Raw genomic sequence first — 13,533 nt, 5'->3', positions numbered from 1 at the left:
GGGGGGAAAGGCGGACTTGGCCTTGCCGTAGGGTCAGATGTCCGGGGCTCAGGCGACCCGGCGTCCGGCCACCCGGCGGCGCGGGGCGGCGGTGGCGTCGGCCACGGCCCGGGCGACGGCGGTGACGCTGACCGGCTTGCGCAGAACCGCGTCGGCGCCGGCCTCAGTGCAGGCCTGGGCCTCGTCGGCGTCGCCGCCGATCACGGCGATGATTGGCAGGTGGCCGGCCGGGCCCTCCAGGGCGCGGATGGCGGCGGTGGCTTCCGGCCCGTCGAGGCCGGGCATGCGGCCATCGATGAGCGCCAGATCGAAGTCGCAGACGTTGGCCAGGTCCACGGCCCGGCGGCCGTCCTGGGCGTGCACCACCTGGTGGCCCAGCTGTTCCAGCACGGCGCGCATCATGGCCGCGTTCAGGCTGTCGTCCTCGGCCATCAGGATGCGCAGCTTGCGACCCTCGGTCGGGTCCTCGTCGGCATCGTGGACCACCAGATCGATCTGCGGCGCGGCCTCGACATCGAAGGGCAGCTCCAGGCGGAAGCAGCTGCCTACGCCCGGCGCGCTGCTGGCTTGCAGCTCCCCCTGCATGAGACGCGCGAGCTGCCGTGAGAGGGAGAGGCCAAGACCGGCGCCCGGCACGCCGGCGCTGGTGCGCTCCACCCGATGGAAGGCCTCGAAGGCCCGCTCCAGTTCCTTGGGCGACAGGCCTGGTCCGGTGTCGGCGATCTCGATCGCCAGGCGACCGGACTCGGTCAGTTCCAGCCGCGCCTCGACCCGGCCGCGGACGGTGAACTTGATGGCGTTGCCCAGCAGGTTGGCCAGGATCTGACGCAGGCGGGTGGGGTCGGCCATGACCGCGCCGACCCGACCGTTCAACTCGGGAGCGACGAACACGTCCAGCTCGAGCCCCTTGGTCGCCGCATGCGGGCGATTGAGCAGGATCAGGTCCCGCACCAGGCCGGCGGCGTCGATCGGCCGGATGTCGATGGCCAGCCGACCCGCCTCCGCGGTCTCGGAATCCAGGGTGGTGTTGAGCACGGCGATCAGGTCGCTGACCGCGTCGAGGGCTGCCGACAGCTGGTCCCGCGAGGGCGCGGCGCGGCCGTTGCGCCCGGCGGCGGCGGCCAGCACATGGGCGACCCCCGTCAGGCCGTTGCGGATCTCGTGGCTCAGCGTCGCCACCAGGTCGGACTTGGAACGGGCCAGGCGGCCGGCCTCTTCGACCTTGCCGGCCCGATCGGCGATCAGCTCCTCGCGCTCGGTGGCCAGGGCGAACTGGCGGCGGAGGATGCGGTTGAGGATCAGGGCCAGGGCGAAGGCCAAGGCCACCCCGCCCCAGGCCAGGTTCGCAGCGCTCTGGCTGTGAGGCGTGGCGAAGAGCGCGATCAGCGGGCCGGCCGCCGCCGCGGAGCCGACGATCAGCAGGCTGGGCAGCCAGGGAGCGGTGAAGAAGATGCAGACCACGGAGGCGGCCGTGGCCATCAGCAGCAGGGCCTCGCGCATCGGTCCGGCGTTGTCGGCGAAGACGGCGATCTGGGCCACGCAGGCGGCCCAGACCAGACCCGTGGCCACATGAACCCGGCCGCGCTTGACGAGATCCTGAGCCGACGGGGTCCGCAGCCAGCCGACGGCGGCGTAGGTGGCGGCGCAGGCGATGGCGAACAGGGCGAAGCTGGCCGTCATCCACGCCGCATTCGGCGCGAAGGAGCCGGCCCAGACGAAGATCGGCAGGCTGACCAGAAAGGCCACCAGGGCGTAGGGCAGGAGCGCCGTCTGGGCCTCCAGGGCCTGAAGCGTCAGCGACGTTGCGCCACGGGGGGCAAACCGCACAGAATCGGCTTTGGATGACACAGGCATATCCTTTGCGGCGACGCCCGCGAAGGTAGTGGCTCAGGGTTGGCGGGACGTTACGCGATAGCGTTAATCCACAGGCGCGCGCGAAACTGTCCGTTAAGCCTAACCAATCATTGTCGGCGCACGGGATGGAAGTCTCGACGGAGGGGGACGGGTCCTATGACGACCACGCGGGCGGCGCTGACCGAGGATGACATCCGCACCCTGGTGAAGGGCGCGACCCCGGACGAGCGCGCCCTGGTCGCCCACAAGCTCTGCCGCCGGATCGACACCCTGCCGCTCACTCCCGACGAACAGGCCCTGGCGCAGGACATTCTGCGGGTCATGGCCGCCGACGCCGCCGAACTGGTGCGTCGCGCCCTGGCCGTCACGCTCAGGAGTTCGCCGCTTCTGCCCCACGATGTGGCGCTTACTCTGGCCCGGGATGTGGAAAGCGTCTGCCAGCCGATCCTCAGCTTCTCGCCGGTGTTTACCGATGAAGAACTGGCCGAGATCGTCCGGCTGGGCGGTCCTGTGCGCCAGGTGGCCATCGCCAAACGGCCGCGTCTTTCGCGCCGGGTCACCGATGTCCTGGTGGAAACCGGCGCCGAACGGGCCGTCGAAGTGGCCTGCGCTAACGATAACGCCGATTTCGCCGACGCCACGCTGATGAATGTCCTGGCGCGGTTCGAGCGGTCCGAGCGCGTGCTGGCCGCCGTAGCCTACCGTCAGACCCTGCCTCTGTCGGTGACCGAGAAGCTGATCGACATGGTCAGCGACCAGGTCCGCGACCATCTGCTGACCCATCACCCGGTGTCGCCGGAACTGGCCCTGCAGATCGCCACCGGCGCCAAGGAGCGGGCGACCCTCGATCTGGTGGACCAGGCTGGACGCGCCGCCGACCTCAAGGCCTTCGTCGCCCACCTGAACCGCAACGAGCGCCTTACCGCCTCCCTGCTTCTGCGAGGCCTGGCCCATGGGCACATGGCCTTCTTCGAGTGGGGGCTGGCCGAACTTGCCGGCGTGCCCCACCACCGCACCTGGCTGATGATCCATGACGCCGGGCCGCTGGGCCTCAAGGCCATCTATGAGCGGGCTGGTCTGCCGGCGCGCCTGCTGCCGGCCTTCCGCGCCGGCGTGGACACCTTCCACGCCATGGAGTTCGAGGGCGGCGCCCGCGATCGCGACCGCTTCCAGAAGAAGATGCTCGAACGCTTCCTGACCCAGCCCCATGTGGGCGCCCGGGACGACGCCGACTATCTGCTCGATCGCATGGACCGGCTGGCCGACCGCGCCACGCCCGCCATGCAGACCGCCTGAGGCGTAACCTCCAGAACTTTTGCTTGGCGATCGGCGCCGCGGCGCCCAGATTTCGCCGATGAGCCTCCCCACCGACAGCGGCGAGATTCGCCCGGCCTCCACCCTGCTGCTGCTGCGCGATGACCCGGCCTTCGAGGTGCTGATGGTCGAGCGCCATCACCAGATCGACTTCGCCTCCGGGGCCCTGGTGTTTCCGGGCGGGAAATCCCATCCCGGCGATCATGACGAAGCCTGGGGCGACCACGTCTCGGGCTGGTCGGCCCACGACGGCGAGCAGCGTGGTCTGCGGATCGCCGCCATACGGGAGGTGTTCGAAGAGGCCGGCCTGTTGCTCGCCACCCGGCGCGATGGCGGCCAGCTCGACATCGAGCCCGCCTCCCTGGAACTGCGCCAGTCTGTGGATCGCGGCGAGACGCCGTTTCTGGATGTGGTCCGGGCGGCAGGCGCACGCCTCGACCTGTCGGCCCTGACCGTCTTCGCCCGCTGGATCACGCCGCCGGTGACGCCCAAGCGGTTCGACACCTGGTTCTACGTCGCGCACGCCCCGGCCGGGCAGCTGGCGGTGTGCGATGGAAGGGAGACCGTGGACGCCTGCTGGCTCTCACCCCAGGCGGCCCTGGAGGCGGGCGTGCGGGGCGAGCGAAAGCTGGTCTTTCCGACCCGGATGAATCTCGGCCGCCTGGCCCGTTCGACCGATGCGGCCGGCGCTATTTCAGCGGCCCGGGCGCGCCCGCTCGTAGCGGTGCAGCCGGAGGTTCGCGCAGGCCCAGATGGCGCGCGGCTGGTGCTGCCGGAAAGCGCCGGCTACGGTGCCGTCAGCGAGCCTTTCGTCCCGGGAATGTAGAAATTCAGACGAGGCCCGAGGCGGCGACCCGACGCTCGAGCTCTTCCACCAGGATCTTGCCGACCGGGTGGTCGTCGGTCTTGATGCTGTCGCGAACGGCGGCCTTGACCCCGTCGATATGGGCGTCGATCAGGACCATCGGCGCCTGCATGCGCTTGTCCTTGTCGTCGATCAGCTTGCAGAGCGAGGCGGCCATGCGGGTGATCAGCGGGAATTCGTAGGTGGTCCCCAGACCCTTCAGGTCGTGGGCGCGCAGATAAAGCGCTTCAAGCGTCTCGGCCGTGGCGCCTTCGGTCCTGACCTGCTGGCGGGCGGCTTCGAGCTTGGTGACTTCGTCCTGCAGCCAGGCGCCGAAATTTCCCGACAGGCTTTTCAGCGCCGCTTCGGCCTTGGCGATCGCGCTGGCGTCGACCGCGCCGAACCGGCCCCCGACCTTGAGGCGGAGCGTGTTGGGGACCTGGATCACCTGACCCGTATTCTGCTGACTCACGGCCATCTCCTCGGGGACGCACGACGCAATCGTAGCGAGCGAACCTTAACAACGAATGAGACGGCGGGTCAGGCGGAAAACTGCTCGGCCAGAACCCGTTCCTCGAGGCTGCGGCCGGCGTCGAATAGCATGGTCAGGCTGATGTCGCGGTTCTCGGCCACATGCACCTCGGCCACATCGCGCACCTCGAAGTTGTCGGCCACGGCGCTCACCGGGCGCTTGTCGGCCTCGAGGATCTCGAAGGTGACGCGGGCCGCGTGCGACAGCAGGGCGCCGCGCCAGCGCCGGGGGCGGAAGGCGCTGATCGGCGTCAGCGCCATGACCTTGGCGTCCAGGGGGATGATCGGGCCGTGGGCCGAGAGGTTGTAGGCGGTCGAACCGGCCGGCGTCGCCACCAGGGCGCCGTCGCAGGACAGCTCGTTCAGCCGCACCTTACCATCCACCGAGATGCGCAGCTTGGCGGTCTGCCGGGTCTGGCGCAGCAGGGAGACCTCGTTGATCGCCAGGGCCCGGTGCTGGCGACGCCGGGCGTCCACCGCCACCATGCTCAAGGGGTGTATCAGCGCCCGCTCTGCTGCGTTGATCCGGTCGAGCAGGTCGTCGGGGCTGTATTCGTTCATCAGGAAGCCGACCGAACCGCGGTTCATGCCGTAGATCGGCTTGGGCGCGCCCATATTGCCGTGCAGGGTTTCGAGCATGAAGCCGTCGCCGCCCAGGGCGACGATCACCTGAGCCTGGTCCTGAGGAACCTGGCCATAGCGGGCGGTCAGGTCCTTCAGCGCATCCTGCGCTTCGGGCCGGTCGCTGGCGGCGAAGGCCAGCCGGGTCACGAAGGGTTCGGCTTTGAACATGGGCGTGCAAAAGCCGGTAGGGCGAGCGCCTTGTCAAACGCCGATCGCGCCGGCGGTTTAACCCTGGCGGGAACTCATCGTCTGACGGAAGGCGGCGGCGGCCAGGTCGGGGGCGAAGGGCCCGAAGGCGGCCAGGGCGCGCCGGGCGCCCTCAGCCCCGCCGCCGGGCCGGTTGTCGTTCAGGCTGCGGACCAGCTCCAGGATCGTCGGGAAAGCGCTTCGGTCGATGCTCACCGCCGCACAGGCCAGGGCCAGATGCTCGGGCTGATCACCATCCATGGCCCTGCGCACCATGTCCGCGGGGAAGTCGCCCAAGGTCGACAGCACGCCCACGAACAGGGAGAGCTTGCCCTCCCGCAGGGCGCGCAAAAGGTAGCCCGGGCGAAGTTGGCCGGCGGCCACCAGCTTGCTGATCAGGCGCTTCTCCATCTCCTCGCGCTCATCATCCTTCTGCCAGACGATGGCGTCGCCGCTCTCGGCGCTGGCCCCGGCGTGGGCTTCGCCCACCGCCTGCCCCAGAGCGGCGTCGAGGGCGGTGGTGTCGAGGCGGAAGCGGAGGCCGAGCGCCTGACGCAGGGCCTGACCGACCCAGGCATAGAGCTCGCGGGCCAGGGCTTCTGTGAGTTCGGCGCGTCGGGTGAGGGGCGAGCGCAGGGCCGCCACGCGTCGCGACGCCTTGACCAGCATCGTCATGTCGTCGGGCGCCAGGGCGGTCTGGGTGTTGCCCACCAGGGCGGTGAGCACGGCAGGTTCGGCCTGCTGCAGGATGGCCGCGACCACAGGCGCGCCGAGGCTGGGGCGCCGAGCGACTTCGATCTGATGCTCGACGGTGGCTTCGACGAGCAGGCGGACCAGGTCGTGGTCCTTGAGGATCGGACTGGCCGCGATGATGGGTCTGGCGATCTCGATGTCGTCCAGGGCCAGGACGTTGATCAGGGCGATCGGAGCCCAGTCGACGCCGGCCAGCTTTTCGGCGAGGCGTTTGCGAATGTCCCGTTCGGCCTCGACCACCAGGCTCATGAAAATGGAGTTCAGCAGGTCCTGGACGGCCGGCGCCGACATGATCTGACCGCTGTCGGCGACGTCGCACAGGTCCACCACGGCCAGAAGCAGCCGTTCGCGATCCCCAGGCGTTCGGCTCTTGGCCAGACTCAGGATCTCTTCGGTCCTAGCGAGCGCGCTCAAGGCGACCTCCGGCTACGAGTCGTTCGTTCGGGCGAATCTGATGGCTGCAAATGAAAACATGCTTAAACCGGCGCCAACCAAATCGCCGCAGTTTCTGAAGACAGTGACGTGAGGAGCAGATCGACATGGCCCAACCCCTGATCCTGGCCCTGGACCAGGGCACCACCAGCACGCGGGCTATTGTCTTCGATCTGGCGGGGCAGGCTCTTGGAGAGGCGTCCCGTCCCCTGGCCCAACACTACCCGGCCGATGGCTGGGTGGAGCACGACGCCCAGGACATCTATGAGGCCGCAGCCCAGGTGATGGTCGAGGCCGTGGCCAACGCCCGGGCCGATATGGGCCAGATCGCCGCGATCGGCATCACCAATCAGCGGGAAACCGTGGTGCTTTGGGACCGGGAAACGGGGGTTCCGGTGCACCGGGCCATCGTCTGGCAGGATCGTCGCACCGCCGCGCTCTGCGAAAGCCTGCGCCGACAGGGGGCCGAGGCGCATGTGACAGAGGTCACCGGCCTGTTGATCGATCCCTATTTCACCGGGACCAAGCTCGCCTGGATGCTGGACAATGTTCCAGGCGCCAGGGCCCGCGCCGAGGCTGGGGAGCTGCTGGCCGGAACGATCGATTCCTGGCTGATCTGGAAACTGACCGGCGGCAAGGCCCATGTCACCGACGCCACCAATGCCTCGCGCACCCTGCTGTTCGACATCCGGGCGCAGGCCTGGTCGGAGGCCATGCTTGAGCTGTTCAGGGTGCCCCGGGCCATCCTGCCGCACGTGCGTGATTGCGCGGGTCTGTTCGGCGAGACCGAGCCTGGGTTGCTCGGCCGCGCCATCCCGATCTGCGGCGTGGCCGGCGACCAACAGGCCGCGCTGATGGGGCAGGGATGCGTGGCGCCAGGCCAGATGAAGGCCACCTATGGCACCGGCTGCTTCCTGCTGGTGAACACCGGCGAGACCGCGCCGGTCTCCCAGGCCCGCCTGCTGACCACGGTCGCCGCGCGGATCGATGGGCGAACCACCTATGCCCTGGAAGGCGCCATCTTCATCGCCGGCGCCGCCATCCAGTGGCTGGTGGAGGGGCTGGGGGTCGAGTCGCCGGCTGCGGCCGAGGGCCTGGCCCGCCGGGCGCGGCCAGATCATGGCGTGGTGCTGGTGCCGGCCTTTACGGGCCTGGGGGCGCCCTGGTGGGACGCCGAGGCCCGGGGCTCCTTGAGCGGTCTGACCCGGGACGCCGGCCTGCCCGAGATCGCTGCGGCCGCCTATGAGGCCAGCGCCTATCAGACCGCCGATCTGATCGAGGCCATGGCGTCAGACGCCCCCGACGCCTTCGGCGAGGGCTCGGAACTGCGGATCGATGGCGGCATGTCGCGCAGCCCCTGGTTCGCCCAGCGCCTGGCCGACCTCACCGGCCAGCGTGTCGCCCGGGCCAGCTATGAGGAGACGACGGCCCTGGGCGCCGCCCTGTTCGCCGGCCTTGGGGCCGGCCTCTATCCCGATGTCGAAGCCGCCGCCGCAGCGCGTCCGACGACTGAGCCCTCCGCGCCAGCCCTCGATCCCGCCTTGCGCCAGATTGGCCAGGCCCGCTGGCGTGACGCCGTGCGCCGCGTGCTCAGCCATGGTTGAGCGTCCAGCCCTTGACGATCGCCGGCTGGAGATGGACTCTGAAGGGACAGAATAAGAACCAAGGGAGGCCGTCATGGCCGATGGATCCGCCGGCGTCGTGATGTCCCTGCAGGGCAAGGTGAGCACCGAGGAGTGGCAGGCTCGGGTCGAGTTGGCCGCGCTCTATCGGCTGGTGGCCCTGCACGGCTGGGACGACCTGATCTACACCCACATCTCGGCGCGCATTCCGGGGCCTGAGCACCACTTCCTGATCAACCCCTATGGGATGCTGTTCGAGGAGATCACCGCCTCGTCGCTGGTGAAGATCGATCTGCAGGGAAACATCCTCCAGGACACGCCCTACTTCATCAATCCGGCGGGTTTCACGATCCACTCTGCCATTCATGAGGCCCGGGAAGACGCCAAGTTCGTCATGCACCTGCATTCCGACCAGGGGGTCGCCGTCGCCGCCCAGAAGGAAGGCCTGCTGCCCCTGTCGCAGCATGCCCTGATTGTGCTGCCGAGGCTCGCCTATCATGACTATGAAGGCATCGCCCTGAACCTGGACGAGCGCGAGCGCCTGGTGGCCGACATCGGCGACAAGACGCTGATGCTGCTGCGCAATCACGGCACCCTGTCCGTGGGCTCAAGCGCCGCCGACTGCTGGATCGGCATGTTCTATCTGGAGCGGGCCTGCAAGCAGCAGGTCATGGCCCTGTCGGCCGGTCGGGAGAACGTGCTCTTCGCTCCTGAGACCTCACAGGCCGAGGTGCGCTCGCAGGTCGCCCGCGGCATTGGCGGCAAGCTCGCCTGGCCCGGCTGTCTGCGCCGCCTCGACCGCGAATCGCCGGGCTACGACGCCTGATCGTCCGGTGCGGTGTGGGCGGGCTAAGGCCAGCCTGCGTTTTGAGCACGTGGCGACATTTTCATAGGCGGATGAGCGCATCTTTTTGTTAGGACGGCTCGAATATTCAGCGAGAGGTCTCGTGTTTCAAAGCCGACACGTACGGCCATCGTTCTGTTACTGGACGCGGCGTAAGCCTTTCCGCTGAGTCCTTTTGTCCGTGTCACGTCATTCGCACGCTCCCCCCGCCGGAGCGATGGAGCCTGCATTGGTAAGACGCCATTTCTTCCTCGCCGGCGCCCTCGTCATCGTCTTGATCATGGTCATTGTGGGCGGCCTGCGCATGGTCATGGGCGGCGAGCAGGTCCAGGCTCGGGGCCCCGGGGGGCCGGGCGGCCCCGGCGGCGGCGTGCCGGTGGCGGCCACGGCGGTGAGCACCCGGAACTTCAACGATACGGTCGAACTCCTCGGCGTGGCCAAGGGGCGTCAGTCGGTGACGCTGACGGCGGCGGCCACCCAGCTCGTCGAGCGGGTGAGGTTCACCGACGGCCAGTTCGTGTCGCGGGGCGATGTTCTCGTTGAACTCAAGGACGCCGAACAGAATGCCGGGGTCGAGCAGGCCCGGGCTCGCGCCCTGCAGGCCGAGCGCACCTTGGAGCGCTGGAAAACGCTGGCCGAGCAGGGCTTCGCTTCGAAGGCCGCAGTGGACGAACACCAGGCGGCCTATCTGACGGCCCAGGCCGACCTAGCCGCCGCCGAGGCCCGTCGCGGCGATCGCCTGATCCGCGCGCCCTTCGCCGGGGTGGTCGGCCTGACGGACATCACCCCAGGCGCCCTGGTCAATCCGGGCACGACCATCGTGACCCTGGACGACCTGTCCTCGGTTCGCGTCGATTTCCAGGTGCCGGAGCGTTACCTGGCCGGGTTGCGGACGGGCCAGACCATCGTCGCCACCAGCGACGTCTATCCGGACACCCAGATCCGCGGAACGATCGAAACCCTGGACACCCGCGTCGATGAGTCCACACGGGCGATCACCGCCCGCGCCATCTTCCCCAATCCTGACCGGCTGCTGAGGCCTGGCATGATGATGCGGGTGGCCCTTTCCCGCGGCCAACGCGAAAGCCTGGCGGTGCCTGAGGCGTCGGTCTCGGTGCAGGGCTCGTCCTCCTTCGTGTTCCTGATCGCCGATGGCGAGAACGGCACGCGGGCCGAGCAGCGCCCAGTGGAGGCCGGCATGCGCCAGAATGGCTTCGTCGAGATCCGTAGTGGCCTGGAGGCTGGTGATCGCATCGTCGCCAACGGCGTGAACAAGGTCACCGGCGGACAGCCGGTCCGCGTCGCCGAGACCCAATCGCCCTCTGACGTCGCCGGCGTCGAGCCCGCATCGGAACGGCCAGGCGCATGACCCTCTCGGACCTCTCCGTCCGTCGTCCGGTATTTGCTGCGGTTGCGGCGATCATCCTGTGTGTGGTCGGGCTCGCCTCCTTCACCCAGATGACGGTGCGGGAGTTGCCGGCCGTCGATCCCCCGGTGATTTCGATCAGCACCGACTACCGCGGCGCATCTTCCGAGGTGATCGAGGAGCGGATCACCGAGGTGATCGAGCGCCAGGTCGCCGGCATCGAAGGCGTCGACCGGATGACCTCGGGGTCACGGGACGGCTCGTCGCGGATCAACATCCAGTTCAAGCTCAGCCGCGACCTCGACGCCGCGGCCAATGACGTGCGCGATGCGGTGTCTCGCGTTTCGGCCAACCTGCCGCTGCAGGCCGACCCGCCGCAGATCCGTAAGGCCGACGCCGACGCCCAGCCGATCATCTTCCTGGCCCTGTCGTCGACGACGCTCAACCGCCTGCAGCTGACGGACTACGCCAACCGCTATCTTGTGGAGCGCATCTCGACAGTGCCAGGGGTCGCCCAGGTCGGAGTGGGCGGCGCTCAGAACTACGCCATGCGGATCTGGCTCGATCCCCAGGCGATGGCGGCTCGCAACGTCACGGTCGCCGATGTCGAGAACGCGCTGAACAGCCAGAACCTCGAGCTGCCGGCCGGTTCGCTGGAGGCCGAGGCCAAGGACTTCACCATCCGGGTCGCCCGCGGTTACACGACGCCCGAAGAATTTTCGAACCTGCCGGTCACCACGTCGGGCCCCGGCGGCTATGTGACCCGTCTGGGCGATATCGCGCGCGTGTCCGAAGAGGCCGATGAGCGTCGCCGCATGTTCCGGTCCAACGGACGGGACCAGGTCGGCATTCCCGTTACCCGTCAGTCCCAGGCCAATGACCTGGAAATCTCCGACGGCATCCGCGCCCTGCTGCCGGAACTGAACCGCGGCCTTCCCGAGGGCACCCAGCTGGAGGTTGCGGTCGATTTCACCGTCTTCACCCGGCACGCCCTGGAAGAGGTCTGGATCACGATGGGCATCTGCCTGGCGATCGTCGGGCTGGTGAACTTCATCTTTTTGGGCACCTGGCGGGCGGCGATCATTCCGACCGTGGTCGCGCCCATCTGCATTCTTTCGACCTTCATTGTCCTGGCCCCGCTTGGTTTCTCCCTGAATCTGCTGACCTTGCTGGCCTTGGTGCTCGCGATCGGCCTCGTGGTGGATGACGCCATCGTCGTGGTCGAGAACATCCAGCGACGGGTGGACGAGGGCGAGCCGGCCCCCGTGGCCGCCCAGCGGGGCGCCCGGCAGGTGTTCTTCGCCGTCATGGCGACCACCATTGTGCTGATGGCGGTCTTTGCGCCGCTCATGTTCCTGCCGGGCTATATTGGCCGGCTGTTCGTCGAACTGGCCGTCGCCGTCGCTGCGGCCGTGGCCTTCTCCTCCGTGCTGGCGCTCAGCCTGTCGCCCATGCTGGCCTCCAAGCTTCTGCGCCCGGCCAAGGGGCAGGGGATCATCGCCCGCACGGTCGATGGGTCTATGGACAAGCTTCGCGCGTCTTATCACGCGTCCCTGGATTTTCTCCTGGGCAAGCGGGCGGCCACCTGGGCGACCGGGCTTGTGGTCCTCGTCCTGGCGGTCGCGGCGTTTGGCGTCTTCCGATATCTGCCCAGCGAGCTTGTGCCCGAGGAAGATCGCGGCCGCGTGGACATCAGCATCAATGGTCCGGAGGGCGCGGGCTTCGACTACACCTACGATGCTGTGAAGCAGATCGAGGCGCGTCTGATGGAGATGTATGAGGCCGGCGAGGTGTCTCGCTACCTCATCTCCATGCCCCGGTTCGGCGGCACGCAGTACAACACCGGCAACGGCAATGTGACCGTCCCCGAAGGCGGCGTCGACTCCAACGAACTCGCGGCCCAGCTGAACAAGGAGCTGGAACAGGTCACCGGGGTCCGAGCGATCGCCTTTGTCCGTCCGGCCTTGCGCGGCAGCGAAGGCAACAGCGTCGATCTGATCGCGGTCGGCACAGAGTATGAGCAGATCGCCGCGTGGCTCCGGCCGCTTCAGGCCGCCGCCGAGCAGAATCCAGGGCTTGCCCGGGTGCGGCTCAACTATGAGCCGACGTCGCCGCGCCTGCTGGTCACTATCGACCGGGAAAAGGCGGCCGCTCTTGGCGTCTCGACCCAGGCGGTCGGTCGCGCGCTGGAGACCATGTTCGGCTCGCGACGGGTCACCACCTATATTCGCGAGGGCCGCGAGTATGACGTCATCCTTCAGACGGGCCGCGACCAGCGGATGACGCAGGAGGACCTCAACAACCTCTATGTGCGATCGGAGTCGGGGGCGACCATCCCGCTGGCCTCTGTCGTCACCTCAGAGGTGCGCGGTGACACGCCAGACCGCGAACGGACGGATCGGTCCAGGTCCATCAACCTCAGCGCTCAGCTCAACCCGGGCTATACGATGGGCGACGCTATCGCCTTCTTCGAGGCCGAGGTGGAGAAGCAGCCTGGCGGGGTGGGCGTCCTGTGGGGCGGCGGCGCTCGAGACTATCTGGAGGCCGGCGGCGCCGTTGGCCTGGCCTTTGGGCTTGCTCTGCTGCTGGTCTTCCTGGTGCTGGCCGCCCAGTTTGAAAGCTGGATCCATCCGGCGGTGATCATGTTGACCGTGCCGGTGGCCGCCCTGGGCGGGCTGTTTGGCCTGCTGGTCGCAGGCTCGACCATCAACACCTACAGTCAGATCGGCCTGATCATCATGGTCGGCATCGCGGCCAAGAACGGCATCCTGATCGTCGAATTCTCCAACCAGCTGCGCGACGAGGGCCTGTCGATCCGCGAGGCCGTGATCGAGGCGTCGACCCTGCGTCTGCGTCCGATCATCATGACCTCGATCTCGGCGGCGGCCGGCGCCATCCCGCTGATCGTCTGGGGCGGGGCAGGCGGCGAGTCCCGCCGGTCCATCGGGGTGGTCATCTTCTTCGGGGCCATCTTCGCCACGATGCTGACCCTGTTCATCGTGCCGGTGTTCTACAACCTGCTGGCCCGGTTCACGAAGTCGCCCGAGCACATGGCCCGGCGCATCGAAGCCTTCGAAGAGGCCGAGCAGGCCCGCGTCGCCAACGCTGCGGAATAGTCTCGCGGACTGCTGGGCGGCGCCCTCAAACGAAAGAGGCCTTCCCC

Annotated in this window: 10 protein-coding genes; 6 read left to right on the top strand and 4 right to left on the bottom strand. The window is 68.2% G+C overall.

What is annotated here, in order from left to right; genetic code table 11:
- Positions 1-48: 48 nt before the first annotated feature.
- A complete protein-coding gene (locus Q8L83_RS05170) occupies positions 49-1,848 on the bottom strand; it encodes an ATP-binding protein (RefSeq protein WP_305285155.1) in 1,800 nt (599 codons plus the stop codon).
- Between the two features lie 162 nt (positions 1,849-2,010).
- Between Q8L83_RS05170 and Q8L83_RS05165 the strand changes: the two genes are divergently transcribed.
- Both Q8L83_RS05165 and Q8L83_RS05160 read left to right on the top strand, forming a co-directional pair.
- Positions 2,011-3,150, top strand: a complete 1,140-nt coding sequence (locus tag Q8L83_RS05165) for a DUF2336 domain-containing protein (RefSeq protein ID WP_305285153.1) — start codon at positions 2,011-2,013, stop codon at positions 3,148-3,150.
- Positions 3,151-3,208: 58 nt separating this feature from the next.
- Complete coding sequence (locus Q8L83_RS05160) at positions 3,209-3,994, top strand: NUDIX hydrolase (RefSeq protein ID WP_305285152.1); 786 nt, start codon at positions 3,209-3,211, stop codon at positions 3,992-3,994.
- A gap of 4 nt (positions 3,995-3,998) precedes the next feature.
- Here Q8L83_RS05160 and Q8L83_RS05155 read toward each other — a convergent pair whose 3' ends face one another.
- From Q8L83_RS05155 to Q8L83_RS05145, 3 genes are all read right to left on the bottom strand, one after another.
- Positions 3,999-4,490 carry an Hpt domain-containing protein gene (locus Q8L83_RS05155; RefSeq protein WP_370868356.1) on the bottom strand — a complete coding sequence of 164 codons (492 nt, stop codon included), beginning with the start codon at positions 4,488-4,490 and terminating at the stop codon, positions 3,999-4,001.
- A gap of 62 nt (positions 4,491-4,552) precedes the next feature.
- On the bottom strand, positions 4,553-5,335 hold the full coding sequence (locus Q8L83_RS05150; RefSeq protein WP_305285149.1) for an NAD kinase: 783 nt from the start codon (positions 5,333-5,335) through the stop codon (positions 4,553-4,555).
- A 57-nt stretch (positions 5,336-5,392) separates the two neighbouring features.
- Entirely contained in the window at positions 5,393-6,520 is a 1,128-nt protein-coding gene (locus Q8L83_RS05145) for a DUF2336 domain-containing protein (protein ID WP_305285148.1), read from the bottom strand.
- 125 nt (positions 6,521-6,645) lie between these two features.
- On the opposite strand from Q8L83_RS05145, the gene glpK reads away from it, so the two are divergent.
- The 4 genes from glpK (at position 6,646) to Q8L83_RS05125 (ending at position 13,486) form a co-directional block, all read left to right on the top strand.
- Entirely contained in the window at positions 6,646-8,142 is a 1,497-nt protein-coding gene (glpK, locus tag Q8L83_RS05140) for a glycerol kinase GlpK (RefSeq protein ID WP_305285144.1), read from the top strand.
- A gap of 73 nt (positions 8,143-8,215) precedes the next feature.
- The gene (locus Q8L83_RS05135) at positions 8,216-8,986 is read left to right on the top strand and encodes a class II aldolase/adducin family protein (protein WP_305285143.1); all 771 of its coding nucleotides are present in this window, start codon (positions 8,216-8,218) and stop codon (positions 8,984-8,986) included.
- Positions 8,987-9,233: 247 nt separating this feature from the next.
- Positions 9,234-10,373 carry an efflux RND transporter periplasmic adaptor subunit gene (locus tag Q8L83_RS05130; protein WP_305285141.1) on the top strand — a complete coding sequence of 380 codons (1,140 nt, stop codon included), beginning with the start codon at positions 9,234-9,236 and terminating at the stop codon, positions 10,371-10,373.
- Complete coding sequence (locus Q8L83_RS05125) at positions 10,370-13,486, top strand: efflux RND transporter permease subunit (RefSeq protein ID WP_305285140.1); 3,117 nt, start codon at positions 10,370-10,372, stop codon at positions 13,484-13,486. Before Q8L83_RS05130 ends, Q8L83_RS05125 begins: the two co-directional genes overlap by 4 nt.
- Positions 13,487-13,533 lie beyond the last annotated feature (47 nt).

The organism is Phenylobacterium sp. (assembly GCF_030680185.1).
Lineage (GTDB): Bacteria > Pseudomonadota > Alphaproteobacteria > Caulobacterales > Caulobacteraceae > Phenylobacterium.
The sequence above is the reverse complement of the archived record's forward strand: the minus strand, read 5'-3'. Positions and strand labels throughout refer to the sequence as shown.

Coding starts and splice junctions, on each gene's coding strand:
- Q8L83_RS05165 (WP_305285153.1), top strand. CDS start 2,011: ATGACGACCACGCGGGCGGCGCTGACCGAGGATGACATCCGCACCCTG.
- Q8L83_RS05160 (WP_305285152.1), top strand. CDS start 3,209: ATGAGCCTCCCCACCGACAGCGGCGAGATTCGCCCGGCCTCCACCCTG.
- Q8L83_RS05155 (WP_370868356.1), bottom strand. CDS start 4,490: ATGGCCGTGAGTCAGCAGAATACGGGTCAGGTGATCCAGGTCCCCAAC.
- Q8L83_RS05150 (WP_305285149.1), bottom strand. CDS start 5,335: ATGTTCAAAGCCGAACCCTTCGTGACCCGGCTGGCCTTCGCCGCCAGC.
- glpK (WP_305285144.1), top strand. CDS start 6,646: ATGGCCCAACCCCTGATCCTGGCCCTGGACCAGGGCACCACCAGCACG.
- Q8L83_RS05135 (WP_305285143.1), top strand. CDS start 8,216: ATGGCCGATGGATCCGCCGGCGTCGTGATGTCCCTGCAGGGCAAGGTG.
- Q8L83_RS05125 (WP_305285140.1), top strand. CDS start 10,370: ATGACCCTCTCGGACCTCTCCGTCCGTCGTCCGGTATTTGCTGCGGTT.